26 protein-coding genes are annotated in these 19602 nt (G+C 48.8%); 10 read left to right on the top strand and 16 right to left on the bottom strand.

Translation table 11 applies throughout. The annotated features are described in order from the left end of the window. The first annotated feature begins 4 nt into the window (after positions 1–4). Both aroD and ACKTSG_RS05785 read left to right on the top strand, forming a co-directional pair. Positions 5–733, top strand: coding sequence for a type I 3-dehydroquinate dehydratase (gene aroD / locus ACKTSG_RS05790; RefSeq protein WP_407892847.1), 729 nt, complete (start codon positions 5–7; stop codon positions 731–733). Continuing rightward, positions 730–1572: a shikimate dehydrogenase gene (locus ACKTSG_RS05785; RefSeq protein ID WP_407892845.1), complete on the top strand. Its 843-nt coding sequence runs from the start codon at positions 730–732 to the stop codon at positions 1570–1572. The genes aroD and ACKTSG_RS05785 overlap by 4 nt, the downstream gene beginning before the upstream one ends. Before the next feature lie 99 nt (positions 1573–1671). Here the strand turns inward: ACKTSG_RS05785 and ACKTSG_RS05780 are convergent, their stop codons facing one another. The 6 genes from ACKTSG_RS05780 to ACKTSG_RS05755 all read right to left on the bottom strand — a co-directional run bounded on the left by ACKTSG_RS05780 (position 1672) and on the right by ACKTSG_RS05755 (position 3990). After that, positions 1672–2160: an Asp23/Gls24 family envelope stress response protein gene (locus tag ACKTSG_RS05780; protein ID WP_407892843.1), complete on the bottom strand. Its 489-nt coding sequence runs from the start codon at positions 2158–2160 to the stop codon at positions 1672–1674. A 25-nt stretch (positions 2161–2185) separates the two neighbouring features. Continuing rightward, positions 2186–2572: an Asp23/Gls24 family envelope stress response protein gene (locus tag ACKTSG_RS05775; protein ID WP_407892841.1), complete on the bottom strand. Its 387-nt coding sequence runs from the start codon at positions 2570–2572 to the stop codon at positions 2186–2188. A gap of 14 nt (positions 2573–2586) precedes the next feature. Beyond that, positions 2587–2784 carry a hypothetical protein gene (locus tag ACKTSG_RS05770; RefSeq protein WP_407892840.1) on the bottom strand — a complete coding sequence of 66 codons (198 nt, stop codon included), beginning with the start codon at positions 2782–2784 and terminating at the stop codon, positions 2587–2589. An 18-nt stretch (positions 2785–2802) separates the two neighbouring features. Continuing rightward, the gene (gene amaP, locus ACKTSG_RS05765; protein ID WP_407892838.1) at positions 2803–3345 is read right to left on the bottom strand and encodes an alkaline shock response membrane anchor protein AmaP; all 543 of its coding nucleotides are present in this window, start codon (positions 3343–3345) and stop codon (positions 2803–2805) included. A 16-nt stretch (positions 3346–3361) separates the two neighbouring features. Continuing rightward, the gene (locus tag ACKTSG_RS05760; RefSeq protein WP_407892836.1) at positions 3362–3625 is read right to left on the bottom strand and encodes a GlsB/YeaQ/YmgE family stress response membrane protein; all 264 of its coding nucleotides are present in this window, start codon (positions 3623–3625) and stop codon (positions 3362–3364) included. A gap of 230 nt (positions 3626–3855) precedes the next feature. Further along, positions 3856–3990, bottom strand: coding sequence for a hypothetical protein (locus tag ACKTSG_RS05755; protein ID WP_407892834.1), 135 nt, complete (start codon positions 3988–3990; stop codon positions 3856–3858). A gap of 144 nt (positions 3991–4134) precedes the next feature. Between ACKTSG_RS05755 and ACKTSG_RS05750 the strand changes: the two genes are divergently transcribed. Next, complete coding sequence (locus tag ACKTSG_RS05750) at positions 4135–4329, top strand: CsbD family protein (RefSeq protein ID WP_407892832.1); 195 nt, start codon at positions 4135–4137, stop codon at positions 4327–4329. Between the two features lie 279 nt (positions 4330–4608). Here ACKTSG_RS05750 and ACKTSG_RS05745 read toward each other — a convergent pair whose 3' ends face one another. The 4 genes from ACKTSG_RS05745 to ACKTSG_RS05730 are packed head-to-tail and all read right to left on the bottom strand — an operon-like array spanning position 4609 to position 6990. Then, complete coding sequence (locus ACKTSG_RS05745) at positions 4609–4953, bottom strand: hypothetical protein (protein WP_407892830.1); 345 nt, start codon at positions 4951–4953, stop codon at positions 4609–4611. Between the two features lie 60 nt (positions 4954–5013). After that, on the bottom strand, positions 5014–5613 hold the full coding sequence (lepB, locus tag ACKTSG_RS05740; RefSeq protein ID WP_407892872.1) for a signal peptidase I: 600 nt from the start codon (positions 5611–5613) through the stop codon (positions 5014–5016). Then, on the bottom strand, positions 5595–5963 hold the full coding sequence (gene mscL / locus ACKTSG_RS05735; RefSeq protein WP_407892828.1) for a large-conductance mechanosensitive channel protein MscL: 369 nt from the start codon (positions 5961–5963) through the stop codon (positions 5595–5597). Before mscL ends, lepB begins: the two co-directional genes overlap by 19 nt. A 31-nt stretch (positions 5964–5994) precedes the next feature. After that, positions 5995–6990: a YdcF family protein gene (locus ACKTSG_RS05730; protein WP_407892870.1), complete on the bottom strand. Its 996-nt coding sequence runs from the start codon at positions 6988–6990 to the stop codon at positions 5995–5997. A gap of 127 nt (positions 6991–7117) precedes the next feature. Here ACKTSG_RS05730 and ACKTSG_RS05725 point away from each other — a divergent pair, with 127 nt between their 5' ends. Next, positions 7118–7570, top strand: a complete 453-nt coding sequence (locus ACKTSG_RS05725) for an NUDIX hydrolase (RefSeq protein ID WP_407892826.1) — start codon at positions 7118–7120, stop codon at positions 7568–7570. Positions 7571–7920: 350 nt separating this feature from the next. On the opposite strand, the gene yidA is transcribed toward ACKTSG_RS05725, so the two are convergent. Both yidA and ACKTSG_RS05715 read right to left on the bottom strand, forming a co-directional pair. Next, positions 7921–8730 carry a sugar-phosphatase gene (gene yidA, locus ACKTSG_RS05720; RefSeq protein WP_407892824.1) on the bottom strand — a complete coding sequence of 270 codons (810 nt, stop codon included), beginning with the start codon at positions 8728–8730 and terminating at the stop codon, positions 7921–7923. Positions 8731–8743: 13 nt separating this feature from the next. Beyond that, positions 8744–10054 carry an HD domain-containing protein gene (locus ACKTSG_RS05715; RefSeq protein ID WP_407892868.1) on the bottom strand — a complete coding sequence of 437 codons (1311 nt, stop codon included), beginning with the start codon at positions 10052–10054 and terminating at the stop codon, positions 8744–8746. A gap of 143 nt (positions 10055–10197) precedes the next feature. Here ACKTSG_RS05715 and ACKTSG_RS05710 point away from each other — a divergent pair, with 143 nt between their 5' ends. From ACKTSG_RS05710 to ACKTSG_RS05685, 6 genes are all read left to right on the top strand, one after another. Beyond that, positions 10198–10644, top strand: a complete 447-nt coding sequence (locus ACKTSG_RS05710; protein ID WP_407892822.1) for a YwiB family protein — start codon at positions 10198–10200, stop codon at positions 10642–10644. Positions 10645–10735: 91 nt separating this feature from the next. After that, positions 10736–11290: a DNA-directed RNA polymerase subunit delta gene (gene rpoE, locus ACKTSG_RS05705; RefSeq protein ID WP_407892867.1), complete on the top strand. Its 555-nt coding sequence runs from the start codon at positions 10736–10738 to the stop codon at positions 11288–11290. 182 nt (positions 11291–11472) lie between these two features. After that, positions 11473–11844, top strand: a complete 372-nt coding sequence (locus ACKTSG_RS05700) for a hypothetical protein (RefSeq protein WP_407892820.1) — start codon at positions 11473–11475, stop codon at positions 11842–11844. Positions 11845–12041: 197 nt separating this feature from the next. After that, entirely contained in the window at positions 12042–13643 is a 1602-nt protein-coding gene (pyrG, locus tag ACKTSG_RS05695; RefSeq protein WP_407892818.1) for a CTP synthase, read from the top strand. 344 nt (positions 13644–13987) lie between these two features. Then, complete coding sequence (murA, locus tag ACKTSG_RS05690; RefSeq protein WP_407892816.1) at positions 13988–15277, top strand: UDP-N-acetylglucosamine 1-carboxyvinyltransferase; 1290 nt, start codon at positions 13988–13990, stop codon at positions 15275–15277. Between the two features lie 102 nt (positions 15278–15379). After that, entirely contained in the window at positions 15380–15631 is a 252-nt protein-coding gene (locus ACKTSG_RS05685; protein ID WP_407892814.1) for a type B 50S ribosomal protein L31, read from the top strand. Positions 15632–15977: 346 nt separating this feature from the next. Here the strand turns inward: ACKTSG_RS05685 and ACKTSG_RS05680 are convergent, their stop codons facing one another. The 4 genes from ACKTSG_RS05680 to ACKTSG_RS05665 form a co-directional block, all read right to left on the bottom strand. Continuing rightward, entirely contained in the window at positions 15978–16370 is a 393-nt protein-coding gene (locus ACKTSG_RS05680) for a GNAT family N-acetyltransferase (RefSeq protein ID WP_407892812.1), read from the bottom strand. Between the two features lie 2 nt (positions 16371–16372). Further along, positions 16373–16771: a GNAT family N-acetyltransferase gene (locus ACKTSG_RS05675; RefSeq protein WP_407892810.1), complete on the bottom strand. Its 399-nt coding sequence runs from the start codon at positions 16769–16771 to the stop codon at positions 16373–16375. 12 nt (positions 16772–16783) lie between these two features. After that, positions 16784–17653 carry an Rgg/GadR/MutR family transcriptional regulator gene (locus ACKTSG_RS05670; protein WP_407892808.1) on the bottom strand — a complete coding sequence of 290 codons (870 nt, stop codon included), beginning with the start codon at positions 17651–17653 and terminating at the stop codon, positions 16784–16786. 432 nt (positions 17654–18085) lie between these two features. Further along, complete coding sequence (locus ACKTSG_RS05665; RefSeq protein WP_407892806.1) at positions 18086–19177, bottom strand: glycosyltransferase; 1092 nt, start codon at positions 19175–19177, stop codon at positions 18086–18088. Positions 19178–19602 lie beyond the last annotated feature (425 nt).

The raw sequence follows: 19602 nt of genomic DNA, 5'->3' as shown, positions 1-19602 counted from the left end.
ACACGTGAAATTCGTCCAAGCCTTGCAACAAGCAAAACCCGCCATTGCGGTGCCGATCTCGGCAGCAGACCCAACAAGTTTTCTCACGCAAATTGATGCCATCAGTCAAAATGCGGCAGTGCAAATCGTTGAATGGCGCGTGGATACTAGCAATACGCTACCAGATGCCACGGTACAGCAAGGTGTCGCTCGGCTACATCAAGCAGGCAAGCTGTTATTGCTGACGTTGCGCACGAAGGCTGAAGGCGGGGCGTTTGCTGGGGATGGTCAAGCCTATTTGGCAAAATATTCGCACTTGTTAGCGTTGATCACCCCAGATGCGTTGGATGTGGAAGCCAGCTTAGCGTCTTCAGTGCGTGAAACTTGTGTGCAGTTGGCCCACAAGCAAGGCATTGCCGTCGTCGCCAGTGCCCATGATTTTCAACACACGCCAAGCTTGGCTGACGCCAAAGCGGCGTTGCGTGCGCAAAGTATTTGGGCGGATGTGGTGAAATTAGCGGCAATGCCACAAACGACAGCTGACACCTTGAATCTGTTGGCGCTGTCAGCTTGGGCGCGGGCGAACTTGTCGCAACCAGCGATCGTGATCGGCATGGGCGCTTTAGGCCAGCTGACGCGCGTGGCTAGTGGGGCGTTTGCACCAGGATTGACATTTGCCACATTGGGGCAAGCTTCAGCGCCTGGACAACTTAGCGTCCAAGTGATCCACCAACTTCAGGAGGAATTATCATGATCGATGGTCACACCAAACTTTACGGGCTTTTGGCCCATCCTGCCGCGCATTCCCTGTCGCCGGCGATGCATAATTTTGCGTTTGACCAACAGCAACTTAACGCCCGCTACTTGGCTTTTGACGTCACATTAGCCACTTTGCCTACCGCCGTTGACGCGATCCGGGCGCTACATATCGGCGGCGTGAATTTATCCATGCCGCTTAAACAAGCAGTGATCCCGCTACTAGATCATGTGTCGGATTTTGCCCAAAAAGCGCATTCCGTCAACACTATCGTCAATCGCGATGGGGAACTTTATGGCTATTCCACAGATGGCGTTGGTGTCGTGCAGGCGTTGCGCACGCATGTCGAGCTGCCACAAGCCAAAGTCTTGATCTTTGGGGCTGGTGGGGCGGCAGAGTCGGCAGCTTTAGCCTTAAGCGACGCTGGCGTTGGCCAGTTGACTTTGTGCAATCGCCATGTGGCTACGGCACAAAGTCTCGCTGAGCGTTTAGGCGGATCTGCCCAGGCGCTGGCGTTAGCGGATGAAGATGCAGTATGTGAAGCGGTTCGCATAGCTGATGTGGTGATCAATGCCACTAGCTTAGGGATGCAGCAACAACGAGCGCTCACACCGCTGCCAGCAAAAGCTTCGCTACAAGCGGATCAAGTGGTGTTGGATATGGTATATGACCCGTTGACCACCACATTTTTGACTCAAGCCCAACAAGCCGGCGTCAAAACTTGTTTGAATGGTTTGTCGTTGTTAGTGGCGCAAGGCGCTGCCAGCTTTGAGTTATGGACAGGTAAGCAAATGCCTGTGGCGCAAGTTGAAGCGCTGTTGGCCACGTTATTGTAAAGCGGACAACAGCTGGCTGATCAGACTTATGATTGGGATACGCAAAAGAGGCAACGACAAATGATGTCGTTGCCTCTTTTTAAAACGGTGCGCCGGAAACTAAGCCGGTTGCAAGTCTTTGTTGTCAGCTTCCGCGTTAGCTTTTTCTTGTTTCGCTTTTTCGTCAGCGTCTTTTTGCGCTTGCAGTTCTTCGTCTGTCATCATGTCTTTAACCGTCAATTTCACGGCGGTTACATCCATGCCAGTCATTTCTTTAACGTTTTTACAAATGGCATCGGTGACTTGGTCGAATACTTCTGGCGCTTTGGTGCCATATTTCATGATCGCGTCGAGCTCGACGGTGACGCGTTTGTTGTCTTCGATATCGACAGAAACGCCTTTTTTAAGGTTGTCAGTTTTGCGGAAGCGGTCAGTCATATCTGAAAAAATGTTTCCAGATAAGTCCATCACGCCGTCGATTTCACTGGCAGTTTTGCCGGCAATTTTTTGTAGCACACTGTCATCAAACAACAGATCTTTCTTGATCTCCGGTTTTGCCTCTGGTTTTGGCTTGGTATCATTGGGACGGTGCAGGTTTTGGTTATCCATGTTTACCTCCTGGTATCAGTCATCACTAGCGATTTAGTTGTTGCCATTCGCGGCGCGTCAACACGTCAGCGACATGCAAGTTGAGCTCGATGACTTGCAAGCCGGTCATGCGGTTGACGGCTTGGGCAACTTTGGCGGCTAAGACATCGTAGAGCTTTTGGGCGTCGGCGTCGTATTCGATCACTGCCGTCATGTCAATGGCGACTTGTTGTTCACCGACTTCTACTTTGATGCCTTTGGAAATGCGTTCATCACGACCCAGCGTTTCAGACACTTTGTCGACCACGTTGCCATCCATGGATAAAATGCCTTCAGTTTGTTGGGCACAGATCCCCGCGATTTTTTGGATCACATAGTCGTCAAATGTTAAGCGACTGTTGGCTTTTAAAGTTTCTAATTGGTCAGTTGGCATTGGTTCACCTCCGATCAAGATCTGTCTTTAAGTTGTTGCTTGCCTTGGCGTAGCCAGGCAAGCAAGTCAGTTTTGTTTGGTAGCAGCCAGCGTTCGATCAAAAACCCTGCAATCGCCAAGATTGCGATCAACAAAAGGCCTAAAAAGCCCCACTGTAAAATCGCCGCTGCCAAAAGCGCGCCAATCAGCGCGCCGGTTACTCCTAGTGGCATCAAGATCCTCCTTTACAGCTAAAGCACTTTGGCGGCATTGTTCGACGTGGCTGTGGCTGGATGCAACCTCACATGAACGCTTTTCGTGGCAATGCCCAGTGTTTGCGTCAGCTTTTGCTTGGCGGTCGCTTCAATGCGCGCCGCTTCTTGTGTTAAGTCGCGGTCATTGAGACTGTTGGCTTCAACAAACACCGTGGCGGCTTGCTTGCGCTTGAGCATTTTGACGTCGACGTTGACGTTTTTGACGGGATGCTCACGCGCCACCGCTTTGGCTACGGTGTTGGCGACTGCTTGGCGCGATAGCGAAAGGTTGCCTTGATCTGACTTCACAGTCAGATGCGTGGTGGTGGATCGGCGCAATAACGCGACCAACAACATCCCGATAAAAGTCAACAACACGACTGCTGTTAAACCCAATAATCCCCAGCGTAAATACTGGTTGCTTGCCAGCAGCCAAGTGGCAAACGGGTCAAGCGGCCAGGTGATCGCCGCGACTAACAAAGCTTGCAAGATCCCGAGAATCGCCACAATGCTCAGCGCCATTTTGGTGATCGGCCGCATAGTTTTCCCTCCTCACTTAGGCGCGACGGGTTTTGCCCATGGCACCGATCACCAGTGAAACGATGAAAACTAAAACGACCGCACCGATGATCGATGGCAATACTGCCATCCCACCAATGACTGGCCCCCAGCTTCCCAGCAGACTGCCGCCGATCCAAGCCCCGACTAAACCAGCAATGATATTACCGACCCAGCCGAATGGCATATCCCGACCAACGATCAATTGACCAATTACGCCGATCACGGCACCTACGATCAAAACCCAAATCAGGTGTAGCATGTTGAGCACTCCTTTCAGTTCAGAGCAGTGTTTTTAACCGACGAGTACAAGGGTGTAGGTCACATCACATCCTAGGATGACACGTGTATGATGTAACCGCTATCCCCTTATATTAAGCATAACGAATTGGCCAAATAACTGTCAAATGTGAGTCCCAAACGCCGCTATGACGCCAAACCTGGTCATGAAAAAAGCACCTGAGGCAATAGGCTCAGGTGCTAAAGTTAAACTTAATCACGATTTTTGGCAACACTAGTCGCCAGCCGCATGATCAAACCGAATGCCAGCAAGCCGCCAACGATTTTCCAAGTTTTGGTCGGCACAGCCTCGATCGTTTCTTTGATCGCCTCTTTGGATGGTAGCATTTGCATTCACTTCCTTTCTACCTTAATCATATCAACTTGATCCATTCACTGACAAATTTCAGCCCCTCAATTGACTTGTTGGGGGGTCAAATTGGCGTGGTGTGGGGGCAATGTTGTATGCTTAAGATAAGGGAGGTGACAACGATGGCTGACTTGAAATCAACGAAGGACAAAGCCCTTGGCAAGATCCAAGAAACCACCGGGAAGTTGCTGAAGGATGACCAAATGGAAGCAAAAGGCAAGGCGAAACAACTGAAAGGCGAAGTAGAAGCCAAGGTTGATGACGCTAAAGATACAGTTGCTGGCAAAGCCAACGACTTGATCGACGACCACAAATAGTGTCAAAGGGGGCTGACTAAAATCAGCCCCTGTTTTTGTGTGACAGCCTAAAAAATAGGCACTGATTCAACGTTTGGTTGAAAAAGTGCCCACTGACCCAATTTAGGTGCCTTCAAATTCGTTTGTGAAGTGTGACCTCAAAGCAAGGTCACACGTTGTCATGCCCGTGGGCACTCGAACAGCCACAGCACAAAACTCACTGTGGGTAAAACGGTGGCGCAGGTGGATCCCGGGTTTTGCACAATCCGACGCGTCGTGATGAGGTTGTTGCGATAAAGATCAGAGATCGATCGGACGAAACTGGGCGACAGTTGTCTCGATGATCCACTGATCCGTCGCGAAATGCTCAAACACGGCGGGCCGCTTCTGTGACTCACTTTTGTCGAAGTGATAGCTGACAATTTTCTTCGGTACCCCAGCGACTTTTTGCCCACGGAATGCGCATCCCCACGCTTCGACGCCATGGGGATGTTTGCTGCCACAAAGCGCAGACGATGTACCTAACCGCGCGGCTTTGCTTCGTGCTGTTGCCAACAAAAGCCAGTCCTGACACTTACTTTTTGTTGGTGAATGAAGCATAACACCGCCGGTCAAAAAATGCAAGCGCTTTTTTAAATTTGCCAAGAAACCGCCTGCAAAGCCAAAAAGTCCCTCACTGCCAACGGCAATGAGGGACGAGCTGATTTAATATGTTTTCATCTGCGTTAATGGCCAATAGCGCCACACGACGACGGATTGGATCGAAGATTTTTTGATAAAGCCAAAAGCACGGCCGTCATGGGATACGAAGCGGTTGTCGCCCATGACAAAGTATTCGCCTTTGGGCACGCGCTGCGATTGCGTGGCTTTATTGGTTTTAAGATCGAAATCTGACGTGAATTGCACGCCGGTGGTGTTTTTGTTGTACGCTTTGCCCCAATCCATGATCTCTTTGGCCATAAAGCTGGATTTCAAGTAAGGCTGAGGGGTGAGCTTGCCGTTGATGTACAGTTTCTCGTTTTTCACGGCAACGCTATCGCCTGGCATGCCGATGACGCGTTTGATATATAACTCACCAGCCACGTCAGGCGCTTCCAAAACAACGATATCATTGCGTTTAATGCTGTGGTGGCGCAGGGAGATCAGTCGATTTTTGTCATTTAACGTCGGCTGCATCGAATCACCGGAAACGGTGTCGTTGGATAACACTTGGGTCATCAACAAGCGCGCTCCGGCAAAAGCGACCACCATGATCAATAAAAGTTGTGCGAACCATGGGATTTTTTTCATTGCTTGTCCTTCAATAAGTCGCGGATCTCAGTCAACAACGCTTCTTCTTTGGTGGGACCAGCAGGGGCGGCAGGTTTTTTAGGCAAAAGCTTATTGGCACCTTTCACCATTAAAAATACCACAAAAGCCACGATCAAAAAGTTGATCACATCATTGATAAATGCCCCGTAAGTAAACTTGGCACCAAGTAACGTCACGCTTAGGCTTTGTAAGTTAGAACTTTGGGTGAACAAAGCCAAGATCGGGTTGATCAAGTTTTTGGTCAAGCTGGTCACTAAGCCGGTGAAGGCACTGCCGATGATCACGCCTACAGCTAAGTCTAAGACGTTGCCGCGCATGATGAATTGTCGAAATTCTTTCCACATAAGTTGTTGACCCCCTTTTGCAATCAGTATATCACAGCCACTGCACGCCCATCACACCCAATGCCAACAAGGCGATCAGGCCAAACACGATCAAATGCCGGCGCTTGTGCAACACCACTAACGCCAAGTATTCGCGGATCACCGCATTGGGCAAAAAGTAAAAACTCGTCGCCGCACCTTTGCCATTAGCGTTTAAACCGGCTTGTTTGGCATAGATCCCAGCGCGAAACAGGTGATAGTTATTGGTGAAAAATGCGACCGATCCGCCACCTTGTTGGTCGATCAATGCTTTGGAGAAGCGCATATTTTCCAAGGTGGTGGTGGAGCGGTCTTCGACTAAGGTGTCTTCAGCGGCGACTCCTTGGCTTAAAGCGTATCGTTGCATCGCCAAGCCTTCAGGTAACTTCTCGTCGCCGCCTTGGCCGCCGGAAAACACTAACTTTGGCGTGCGCCCTTGGGCTTTTTCTTGGCGGTAGAATTTGATCCCCGCATTGATCCGCGCCGCCAGCAATGGGCTGACTGTGTCGCCATTGATCAAGCCGGCGCCTAATACCACCAAGAAGTCTTTGTTATGCCGCAGTGGCCGCAAGTTGTAAAGCACCAACACGGTCAAAAAGTTGTACAGCGACACCAGCACATAGCCGATACTTAAGGTAAATAATACTGCTAAGCCGTTATACAGTGGGTCAGGCAGAAACTGACGGCCGAAGCTGGCCCCGATCTCCAGCAGAAACAAAAATACTGCCAATAACAGCGTCAACATATTCCCCAAGCTGTGGCCTTCGCGCCGCCATACCACGATCGCGTTCCATGCTAGCCACAATAAGTGTAAGGCGAAAATGGCCAAGATCACCAGCAAGAAGATCAAAAACAGCGTGGCAAAAACGGCGATCAACAAGCGATTTTTGGAACTTAAGATCATGATCGCTGCAGTGGCAGCCAGCAAGATCAGCCAAATGTTAAACAAGACACCGTTGAATAAGCGGCGCGGTTCAATGGTAAAGCTGGCGATAAAGACCCCAGTCATCACCAGCAATGGCAGTGATACCGCTAAAAGGGCAGTGGTTTCCAAACGAGCACTTCCTTACTTGAATTGCATTTTAATTAGGGTATAATGAGAAAAAATCGGAATTTTAACTTGGGGGATAACAACAATGGCACATGATCCAGTGTTTGGTACCAAAGATCCCACGCTTGATTATCACAAGCGTGTCGGCGTTTACGCCGTGATCCCAGATGCCAGTGGCAAACGGCTTTTGATCTTAGGGGCGCCAAATCACGCGTTATTTTTGCCTGGTGGTGAAGTCGAACCTGGTGAAACTGATGAAGAAACCATCAACCGCGAATTATTAGAAGAATTCGGCGTGACGGTTACCATCGGCGAAAAGCTAGGCTCAGCGGCAGAATATTTCTATTCCCACCATCGCCAAACGGCCTATTACCACCCAGCGACGTTCTACGCTTGTACCGACTTGAAGAAAGTCGCCGAACCATTAGAAGATTTCAACACCTTGATGTTGATGCCGATCGCCGAAGCCGCCGCGCAACTCAAACGCCCAACCCATCGCTTCGGCGTCGCCCAGTGGTTAAAATTACAAAGGCTGTGACATCAAGCGCTTTTAGCCCACAGTACAGGCGCCTTGGGACCCCGATTCGCATTTTGAATCGCGGTTGCAAGGCGTTTGTACTGCTGGGCGTTGCTTGCTGGAACGCAACTAAATCAGGCTGTGATATCAAGCGCTTTTAGCCCATAGTATAGGCGCCTTGGGACCCCGATTCGCATTTTGAATCGCGGTTGCAAGGCGTTTGTACTGCTGGGCGTTGCTTGATAGAACGCAACTAAACCAGGCTGTGACATCAAGCGGTCTTAGCCCAACGCATAAGCACCTTTGCGCCTCGCATTCGCATTTTGAATGCGTGGTGCGAAGGTGTTTTGTTTGCTAGCTCAGCCACCTGATTAAAAGGCGTATTCCTTGATGGCTTTGGCCACGCCGTTTTCGGCGTTGGTGGCAGTGATCACTTGGGCATGGGCTTTAACTTCTGGAATCGCATTGCCCATGGCCACGCCACATCCGGCAGCTTGGATCATCGGCAAGTCATTGGCTTGATCGCCAATGGCCATCACGTCATCTAAACTGTAGCCGAGCTTTTGGGCGAGATCTTTGACGGCGTTGCCTTTGGAGGCATTCTTGTTTAAAGCTTCTAAGAAGAAGGGCTCAGAGTTGACGAAATAATAGCGGTCAAAATAATCTGCTGGGATCTTGGCTTTGGCTGCAGCTAGCAAGTCTGGTTCATCGATGAACATCACTTTGGCAAATTGCTTGTCATGCGGGAATTGGTCTGGCAAGCGATAAAACATCGGCATGTTGACAAGGTATGATTCGCGCACAGAATATTTGGAAATATCAGCGTTTGGTGTGTACATGTAATTGGCGTCTTCAGCGTGAGAGTGGACGTTAAGGCGCTCAGCTAGTTGGGTCAAGTCAAGAAAATCGGCGTAACTTAATGAATGTTGCAACAAGATCTCTTTGGTGTCGGCGTGTTGGACCATGGCGCCGTTATAGGTGATCGCATAATCGCCTGGGTCAACTAAACCAAGTGGGGCGAAGAATTGTTCCAGCCCAGTCAAAGGCCGGCCGGTACATAACACGATTTTAATACCATGGGTTTTGGCCGCTTTGACGGTTTCGATCGTTTCTGGCGTGAGTTGTTGGTTAGGGTCAAGCAAGGTGCCATCCATATCGATGGCGATCATTTTAATCGACATAAGTATCCTTTCTTTAGCGCGGGTTGATCAGCGCGCCATTAAGCAAGTAGTGTTGGAATTTTCGATCAGTCGGAACAAATAAGTTCCCACTGGTTTGAAGCATCGCTTTAGGGAAGTAGAAGCGTTTGTCGCCAGTCATCCGCCCAGAGATCGCCGCCACCAAAGGCGATAGTGTGGATAATTCTTCCAGCGACCCGTCTAGTTGCATGATCTCGATTTGGGTTTTAGGGTTGGCGCTTGATGGGTCATACGCATCATAAGGCAGATCAAAGGAATCATTTTCAGCGGTGTAATACTCAGGATCAAAGCCAGCTTGGGAAACTAACGCTTTGAGCTCTGGCAATAAGGCTTGGGTCGCTTTGGTGAAGGTGACAGATTTCAGCGGACGCCTTGATAAGAAGCGATTGGCGAAATCTTGCAAGATCGGATCTGGATAATCCAGCCAGTAAGTGAAGTAAGTGTCCAACACGCCATCGTCGAGTTTGAGGTAGTCTTTAAGATCAAACTTCCCTTCAAAAAACGGGATCAACAAGCGTGGGTTATACGCTGCGTCAAAACGGCCAGCTTCATATAATGCTTTGGCGCGTTTGAGCAAGTGCATCAACACCACTTCCATGCCGCGAGATACTGGATGAAAATAAACTTGTTGATACATTTGAAAGCGACTGACGATGTAATCTTCAACCGCATGCATGCCGTTGGCTTCAAAGGCGATCCCGTCAGCGTATGGCCTCATCACCCGCAAGATCCGTGTTAAGTCAAACAAGCCATAGTTGGTGCCAGTGTTATAAGCATCGCGCAACAAGTAATCCATGCGATCGGCGTCGATTTGACTAGAGATCATTTGCACCACTTGCGGATTGGGATAAGTGTGATCGATGACACTGGCGACTTTTTGTGGAAAATCAGGGGCGACACCTTTTAACACGTGGTTGATCTGCGTGGAGTCATCGCACAAGATCCGTCGGGTGATGGCTTCATGATCCGTGTGAAAAATATGCTCAAACGTATGTGAATACGGGCCATGCCCGACATCATGTAATAACGCGGCACATAACGCCACTAAGCGCTGTGAGTCATCCCATTGATCTGGATAGTTGGCTTCAAAGGAATCGCAGATCTCGCGGGTGATCTCATAAACGCCAAGTGAATGGGTGAAGCGCGAGTGTTCGGCGCCTTGAAACACGGTATTGGCCACGCCGAGTTGTTTGATGCGGCGCAGGCGCTGAAATTCAGGCGTATTGATCAAGTCCAAGATCACTTGATGGCGCACGTGGATATAATTGTGCACGGGATCGCGGAAGACTTTTTCTCTTGGTAACATCGTGTTCACGGCATTTCCCCCTAAATGATAGTCACTACTGGCATATTTTGGCCAACAGTTTGGATGACTCTATTATACAATAGTAGGCGAAGTTTTTTGCCAAGCGTTATAATAGGATGAAAACCACTGAAAGGAAGGATCGCATGGACTTATCACGCGGGATCCCAGTTTCGATCCACTTAGAAACTTATGTCACCCAAGAAGGGGACACCGAAGAACATGTCTTCAACGAGCCTGGCAGTATCGTCGAGCTCAACGACACGTTATACATTCGCTATCACGAGATCAACGAAGAAGAACACACCGACTATCCAGTGACGTTGAAGTTACGCAGCGACGGGGATGTGCAACTCAGTCGAGGCGGCAGTAGTGACGACATGCAGTTACGGTTACATTTTGCCAATGAGAAACGGATCTTGACGCAATATCGCACGCCGTATGGGATGATCCCAGTTGAAACCATTACGCCGCGCTTAGATGTGCGCATCACCAATGAACCGCTAGCCGGCGAGATCTATATTGAGTATCAGTTATTTGCCAATGGCGAAACCTTGGGAAATTATCGAATGCGATTGCTTTTTAAAGCTTAAACGGGTATGATTTGAAATAGACTGTGGAAAGGGCGTGTACCGGTTGAAACTAGACGAAGTATTTGCCGACGCGATTAAATCAGAACTGTCCATGATCGAGGTGGCGCACGCCATTCTCGAACAAAAAGGCGAAACGATGGCTTTTGTGGACATCGTTAACGAGATCCAAACCTATTTGGGTAAAACCGATAGTGAGATCCGCGATCGTTTGTCCCAATTTTATACGGATTTAAACGAAAACGGGGCCTTCATTTCTTTAGGCGACAACGTTTGGGGCCTGCGCGCTTGGTACCCATACGAATCTGTCGATGAAGAAGTCAACCAACATGACGATGAAGAAGACGCACCGCGCCGCAAAAAGCGCAAGAAGGTCAATGCCTTCTTGGCTGATGCTGGCGACGATGATGATATCATCGACTACAACGATGACGATCCAGAAGACGATGACTTTGATGACGACGCTGACGATGACGCGGCTGACGACTTCGATGATGACGAAGACGCTAACGCAGACGGCGACGACGAAGAAGACAGCTTGCCAGACGGGATCGAAGGCCAATTGGCTGAATTCTCTGATGACGATGACGATGATGACGACGCCAGCACCCCTGACGTTGCCACTGACGACGATGATGACGACGAATAAAACAATTGCCTGACTGCTTGCAGTTGGGCTTTTTTGTTGCGCAAATTGCTGGCTCAGGCATGCTTGTCGCTTCAAGTGCTTGATCATGTTCGATTTTTCGGCTCGGCTGATAGATAAAATGACGTGCCACAAAAACTCAGGTACAATCAAGTAAGCGATTACACGATCTTGGAGGGATGGGGATGACAAGGCGTCGACGCATTGTGGTGGGATTTTGGGTACTGGCGTATTTAAGCGATTTTTTGGTATTGCCGGCGTTGTCAGTTCCTTATGGGTCAAGTCGCTGGGCTTTAACCAATGGGATGTTTGCGCTGGTGGTTGCAGCGATCTGGTATTTTGGAATTCGTCGCCTTGCTGCCAGCACGCATGACTCGAAGCTGATGCAAGGCGCGCACAAAGCGGCAGAATATTGGGTCGTATTGAATGTCGGCTTTGCTTTGCAATTTGTAATTGGGCATTTTGTTGATCCCAGTAGCCGGATCTGGGTCCGCTTGGTGATTTTAGGGATATTGCTGATCTGGTTATGGCGTTCTCTTCGCGTTAAGCTGTCTTAGCACAAATGTTTTCGCCGAGCTTGAAGAAGTTTGGCATGATTAACAATATCGCTTGACGCAAGTGGGGATTTTAGTTATTATACTGCTTGGGCGCTTTACGATTCGTCGTAAAGCCAAAACGGTTACAAGCTCCCTATCGATCGATGGGGAGCTTGTTTTTGTTTTTTCCCGTCAACTAAAATAAAAGGAGTTATCACATGACCAAGTATATTTTTGTTACCGGTGGCGTTGTGTCTTCACTTGGCAAAGGGATCGTCGCAGCTAGTCTTGGACGACTGTTGAAGAACCGCGGCTTGAAGGTAACGATCCAGAAATTTGATCCTTACATCAACGTCGATCCAGGCACGATGAACCCATACCAACACGGGGAAGTCTTCGTTACCGACGATGGTGCCGAAACGGATCTTGACCTTGGCCACTATGAACGCTTCATCGACATTAACTTAAACAAATATTCTAATGTCACGACTGGGAAAATCTATTCTGAAGTTTTAGACAAAGAACGCAAAGGTGAATACCTTGGCGCCACGGTGCAAGTGATCCCGCATATCACCAACATGCTCAAGGAAAAGATCACCCGTGCCGCTAAAACCACTGACTCTGACGTGATCATCACCGAAATCGGTGGGACGGTTGGGGATATCGAATCGCAACCATTCTTGGAAGCTATTCGCCAAATGAAAAACGATGTTGGCGCTGAAAACACCTACTACATTCACGCCACCTTGGTACCATACTTGCGTGCCGCTGGTGAAATGAAAACCAAGCCAACGCAACACTCTGTCAAAGAATTGCGTAACATCGGCATCCAGCCGAACATGTTGATCTTGCGGACGGAAAAGCCGGTAACGGAATCCATGAAGCAAAAAATTGCCTTGTTCACTGATGTTAAAGAAGATTCCATTATCGAATCTCGCGATGCCAAATCCTTGTATTCCATTCCTTTGGCCATGCAAGCACAAGGTATGGACCAACGCGTCATTGAACATTTTGGCTTAGATGTGCCAGCTGCTGACATGACCGAATGGAGCAACTTGTTGCACAAGGTTCAAAACCTTGACCACAAAGTCAAGATCGCTTTAGTCGGCAAGTATGTGGCGTTAAAAGATGCCTACATTTCAGTTGCAGAAGCGCTGAAGCATGCCGGCTACTACTGGGATTCTGATGTTGAGATCGCGACTTTCCAAGCTGAAGATGTCACCGATGACAACGTCGACGAATTATTAGGCGATGCAGACGGTATTTTGGTTCCTGGTGGTTTCGGTGATCGCGGCCTTGAAGGTAAGATCGCAGCTATTCGCTATGCCCGGGAAAACGACGTGCCATTCTTAGGCATTTGCTTAGGGATGCAAATGGCTTCCATCGAATTTGCCCGCAATGTGCTGGGCATTAAAGATGCGGCCACTGCTGAAGTGGATCCAGATTCCAAAAACCCTGTGATCTGGTTGATGCCAGACCAAGTTGACGTGACTAACCTTGGTGGGACATTACGTTTGGGCTTATACCCTTGCGAATTGAAGGCAGGCTCTGTGGCGGCTGCCGCTTATGACAACGTGCCAGAAGTGCAAAAGCGTCATCGTCACCGTTATGAATTCAACACCAAGTACCGCGAAGCCATGGAAAAAGCTGGCATGGTATTTTCCGGTGTTTCTCCTGACAACCGGTTGATGGAGATCATCGAATTGCCGAAAAACAAATTCTTCGTGGCTTCCCAATATCACCCTGAATTCCAATCTCGTCCCACTAAGCCAGAAGGTTTGTTCAAGTCCTTCATCCAAGCGGCTGGCGACTTTAAATAACACCGCGCATTCAATCAAAGGCACCTGCCGAGCAGATCCTAACAGATCTGCTTGACAGGTGCCTTTTGTGTCAAGATGTGGGGGATTCAGGCGCTGAAACTTAACGAAGTCCCAAGAATTGCGAATATCTCTAAGCAAGCGCATGATTTCGCTAATCACTGCTTGTTTTTTGCCCGTAATTTCATTAGAATTAAACGATGAATGTGTTTTAATTGTCGGCGGATAAATTTTTTCGAGCCGACGCCTACCAGTGAACGATATCAGCGTACCAATACGCTATGAAGCCTAAATGTGGTCAGCTTCAGCCAATTTGATAGTGAACGCGCAAGTGAGGAATAAATTACATGAAAAAAATGCTGATTCATGGGGGCAAAAAGCTCTCAGGTTCGGTGGTTATCGGCGGGGCAAAAAACAGTACAGTCGCTTTGATCCCAGCGGCTATTTTGTCGCGGACCCCAGTGACCTTAGATTCAGTTCCACAGATCCAAGACGTTTACAACTTAATGGACATTCTTGAAGCGATGAATGTCCATTCCACGTTCGAAGATTGTGTGCTTCACATTGATCCCACGCAAATTAAAGAAGTGCCGCTACCAGAAGGTAAAATCAAGTCACTGCGGGCGTCTTATTACTTTATGGGGGCACTGCTGGGGCGTTTTGGTAGCGCCAATGTGGCGTTGCCTGGTGGTGATGATATCGGCCCACGCCCGATCGACCAACATATCAAAGGCTTTGAAGCGCTTGGTGCCACAGTGGCCAATGAACATGGCGCCATGGTGATCCATGCCCCTAAAGAAGGCTTGCATGGGGCGCGGATCTACTTAGACATGGTTTCAGTGGGCGCGACGATCAATATCATTTTGGCTGCAGTCACTGCCAAAGGCCAAACTGTGTTGGAGAATGCCGCCAAAGAACCTGAGATCATCGACTTGGCGACGTATTTAAATAACATGGGCGCGACGATCCGCGGGGCTGGGACTGACGTGATCCGTATCGAAGGCACGCCAGAATTGCATGCCCATAACGCGCATACGATCATCCCAGATCGGATCGAAGCTGGCACATATTTGTCGATGGCCGCAGCGATCGGCGATGGCGTGAACGTTAAAAACATCATCTCTGAACACTTGGATTCCTTCTTGGCGAAACTAGAAGAAATGGGTGTGGTAATGGATGTCGGCGAAGACAGCATTTTTGTGTATCCATCAGGGGACTTGCGCATGGTGCAGATCAAAACCATGCCATATCCGGGTTTTGCCACTGACTTGCAACAGCCGATCACGCCATTGATGCTTAAAGCCCAAGGCGAAGGCATTATCGTGGACACACTTTATCCCAAGCGCGTGCGCCATGTCCCAGAATTGATCCGCATGGGCGCTGATATCACGGTTGAAAATGATGTGATCATTTTGCATCATGCCGACAAGCTACAAGGTGCCGAAGTCGCCGCTACCGAGATCCGCGGTGGGGCGTGCTTGATGATCGCCGGTTTAATGGCAGAAGGTGATACCACCATCACCCATGTCGGGCACATTCTGCGTGGCTATGACCGTGTGGTGCAAAAACTGCATGGTTTAGGTGCTGATGTTGAGATCGTCGATGATGTCAGTGCAGATGAACCGATGAACGTGTGAATTGGTTGCAATCGCGCTTTTGGCATGCTATAATTTTGCGGTTGACTATAAACAATATCTCTCTAGGTCAGGCAATGGCTTAGGGCAAAGGAGAAAAACATTATGAAGCAAGGTATCCATCCAGATTATCACGCAGTTGTATTCATGGATTCTTCAACTGGGTTCAAGTTCTTGTCTCGCTCAACTGTTTCTTCTGCAGAAACTGTTGAATGGGAAGACGGCAACACTTACCCATTGATCCGTGTTGAAACTACTTCCGATTCCCACCCATTCTACACTGGCAAGCAAAAGTTCAACAAAGCCGATGGCCGTGTGGATCGTTTCAACAAGAAATACGGGCTTACCAACAAATAAAGACCGCTTTGCCACCATGCCAACGCGTTTGGCGGGGTGACCACGATCTTCAAATTTGGCTTAATAGCAAGGCACTTGGAATTCATGCGAATTCTGGGCGCCTTTTTGTTTTGGCTGAGTATTTGATGAACATCGGTGGCAGGTGGCTTTGGGACAAGCCGCACTTTTGAATATGATAACCAGGTATATAAGAAAGGTTTTTCACGCCTTGCCGTTGGTGTGGCGGCTTAAGCGTCCTGAAATAGAATATTAGCGACTCAACACAAGTGACATCAAGGGTTTAGTTTGGATTAGGACTTTCAAACTTCAGTCAACAATAAGTGTCGTACTTGTGCTGTAACGATGGTTAAAAGGCACGTTCTTGCTTGAACGCTGTAGCCTCAAGCTCAAAGTTAAGGCGTGGATAAAAGTTCATTGCGCTTGGTGCACTAAGCAAGACGATCGAAATATTTTCTCCAAGTTCTGCGTGGAGCACCTTAAGTAAATTAGAACCAATACCTTGGCGTTGGTATTTGCGGGCAACCGCTAAGTCGGAAACAAAGGTACAGTAAGACATGTCTGACACGCCGCGTAAAACGCCGACTAGCGCTTGCCCATCCCAAGCACTCAGCAAAACGTTGGCATTGTTAAGCATTCGCTGCATGCGATCAATATCCTCGGTTGGTCGCTGGATACCCGATGAAACGAATAATTCAGCGAGTTGCTTGCCTGTGATCTTTGTATGCTTGATTTCAATCATGGTTAGGCCTTTCTGTGGATGCGATACATATTGTTAGCCGAATGGATGCCCAACTTTTGATAAAACCCAGTTGCCTTAGGATTAGCGCAAAGGGATAAGGTGACTCGTGAGCCAAGATAATCTTGCAAAGTCGTGACCAGTTGACGGCCAATTCCTTGGTGTTGATATGCCGGTAAGACGAGCAAGTCACTCAGGTAGCAGAAATATTCGAAATCTGTTAAACAACGGGCCATGCCCACTAACTGATCCTCATCAAATGCAGAGACAACAAGCGGGGTTTGGCCGATCATGGTCGCCAAGCGTGAATCTGAAGACACAGGCTTGCCAAAATCTGTGTCGAGGTACAATCGGCGGACTGCTTCGAGACTTAATGTTGCGTTGACTTTGATCACGATAGACAAGTGGATCACTTCCTAAACTAAGATATGATGTCGTGACAATGAATCACGATACTGCGCTGTTGAAATTCCCATCCGTTCCAAAATTTGCAACGAATCCGTGACTTGTTGGCGGCCAATGATGGGGTGTGTGCCGTCGAGAATTGCTAATGTCCCTTGCAGGTATTGGCACAACACTAACCCAAAGACGCTATGTCGTGAAGTCGCTTTTGTCTGGGCTTGCTTGAGGGCGATGCGGGCGTGTGCAAGGTCACCATAATTGACGAAACACTGAGCAGTGTTGATAAACATATAGATCAAGTCTCCGCCAAATGCAGGATAATCGGCAAACGATTGCCAACGTTTTGCTGCAATCGTACTTAATTCGACCAAGACCTCTGGCGTGTAGAGATACAAGGTGTTGGTGTATAGCCGTAATTCGTATACGCCCCAAGTTTCGACGCGGATCAGATGCGCCCGCACGTTTGCCAAGGTTTTGGTGGCGGCTTTCAATCCGGCTTCTGGTGTTGTTGCCTCTTGAAGCTGGATGCACGCAGACGCAAGTGCTTGTAAGTGCTGATCTGCTGGCGTTGGCTGAGGTAGACTGGCAAGCTGTGCGCCAAGCGAGCGAATGGTATCGAAGTCACCGATATTATTAGCGGCAGTTAGGGCTTCACGTATCCTAGTTTGCTGATCCATTTGATAGCCATTGGCGATAAACAAGAATTCATCAGGGCTGACGTTGATTTTTGCTAGCAGTGTAAAAAATGTGTCAACGCCTAGCGTGGTCACGCCACGCTCAAATTTTGAAAGTGCAGACTGGGTGAATCCACCATCACATAATGATGCTTGAGTGACGTGGCGTTCACGGCGTAATTGACGAAACACTTTACCATAGGCTTGCATTGACTTTACCTCGAAAAAATTGATTGCCTTTGATAATAGTCGGATTCGACTATTTTGTCGAGATAACGTGAGATTGTTGCGGGGACATCAAGGCTGAATGTTGCTCAGTTTTGAGTTTCTTTGCAGTAGGCAGGAGTCGTTAGAGCAAGCTTTGTAAGACAATTCGGGATCAATCCGCGTTTTAGTTTGATTTGAAATGTCAGGCAGATTGACGAGGATTTCATAAAAGAAGCGATGTTGAATTTGAAAACAGCCGGATGGGATCGAGTTGCCACCGCGCGTGGCAAAGGCGTGCTGGAAGATGATTCCTCATCACGAGGGTTAGGCCCTTTTAGATAACAAAAAGGCATCTAAGCCTCCTCGTGTTATGCTTTCGGCGGCTAAACCAAAGATAAGCGAGGGAGGAATAGATGTCTTCGTGTTAAACAATGATCAAGCAGAATACGCAGAACTTTTGGCGACATCTGGCACGGTACTCGGATTCAGTTGGGCAAACCGTTCAAGTGCTTGGTTAAACCGGTCGATGTAAGCAGGAAACGAGAACTTGGCCACGCTGTGGATGATTTGCGGCTGTTGCAAGCGGGTAAACAACTCAGGTTGATCAAGTAGTGTGGTCAAAGCCTCAGGGTCGCTTGCATCAAACAGTTGACCGTTTGTGCCAGGTTCAACCAAGTCGTCAGAGCCTGATGCCAGGTGAGGACAGATCACTGGCAGTCCGCGTTTTAATGCTTCTAGCAAAGCCATGGGGAAGCCTTCGAACTTGGAAGTCAGCACCAAGGCATTGGCGCAGTGGATATGTGCCCAAACATCGTTGACCCAGCCGTGAAAAGTGACTTGAGCAGCAATGTGCAAGCGGTGTACCAACAGCTTAGCTGCAGGTAATTCGGGTCCGCCGCCGTACACGTCCAGGTGGATCGGTGCAGTGGTTTTGGCCAAACTGTTGAACAGGTAACTTAAATTTTTTTGGCCATGTAGCTGAATGCGACCGACATAAACCAGTTTGAAAACAGGCGACTGGTCTAATGCGACGCGCTGAGTGGTTCGGTCTGTGGGGTTATAGGTGAGGCCGATGCGATTAGCAGGCACGCCTAAGCGTAAGTATTCATCTTGGATCCCGCTTGAAATAGCGATGTGGGCATCGGCTTTGAGCAGATCATGAATGTGTACACTTGGCGCATCTGACAGCGAGAAGTGGATCCAAGACACCACGCGGTAAGTTTTGTGCAACAAGGCGCGTAGGTGAGTAGCCAACTTGATGCTGTAGGAGTCAACGGCGATCACGATATCGGCGTCACTGTGCGCTAGCCGCCAAGCATAAAGCGGCTGCCAAGGGGCACCAGCGCGCATGCCGCGCAAGATCTTGACGCGCGGATCGATACGCTGCAACCAAGTCTGGTCGGCTGAAGCGATGCCTTGCACAAACGTCATGTCATTATCTTTGGCCAAGCCGGCAAAAGTTTTGGTCATGACGGTTTCAGTGCCGCCGTTGCCTGATTGATACTTGGTAATAAATAGAAGCTTCATAGAATCCCATCCTTTCGAGGCGATGGGCGCGGCTATGCAGCTGGGAAAATTAAGACGCTCAGAGTTCGGGCGTCCATCGTGGGTTTAGCTTAACACATTATGTTAACTTCATCTCTATTCTAACACTGTAAGTTTGAATGAGACAGGATCGCCTTAATCCGATACACTTTCTAGGAATTGTTGGGCACCATCCCAATAATTTTAGCGTTTCAGCGCTTTAGTCGAAACACGAAACGTTTGGTTCGCACATTTGACGTTTTGGTGATGCCGAAGTCTGGTAGGAAACGCTTTGATGGCCTGATGATGACCAGTAGATTCCGCCTTTACACAAAGCTGTAAGCCTTGCGGGGCAAGGGCTGCAGAAAGTATAGATGTTTGCGGTAGATTGCATTGACACACTTGTAAATTAATGTTTTAATGGGAGC

The organism is Lacticaseibacillus salsurae (genome assembly GCF_045862175.1).
In the GTDB taxonomy this organism is placed as follows: domain Bacteria; phylum Bacillota; class Bacilli; order Lactobacillales; family Lactobacillaceae; genus Lacticaseibacillus; species Lacticaseibacillus salsurae.
This window is presented reverse-complemented; position numbering and strand designations above follow the sequence as displayed.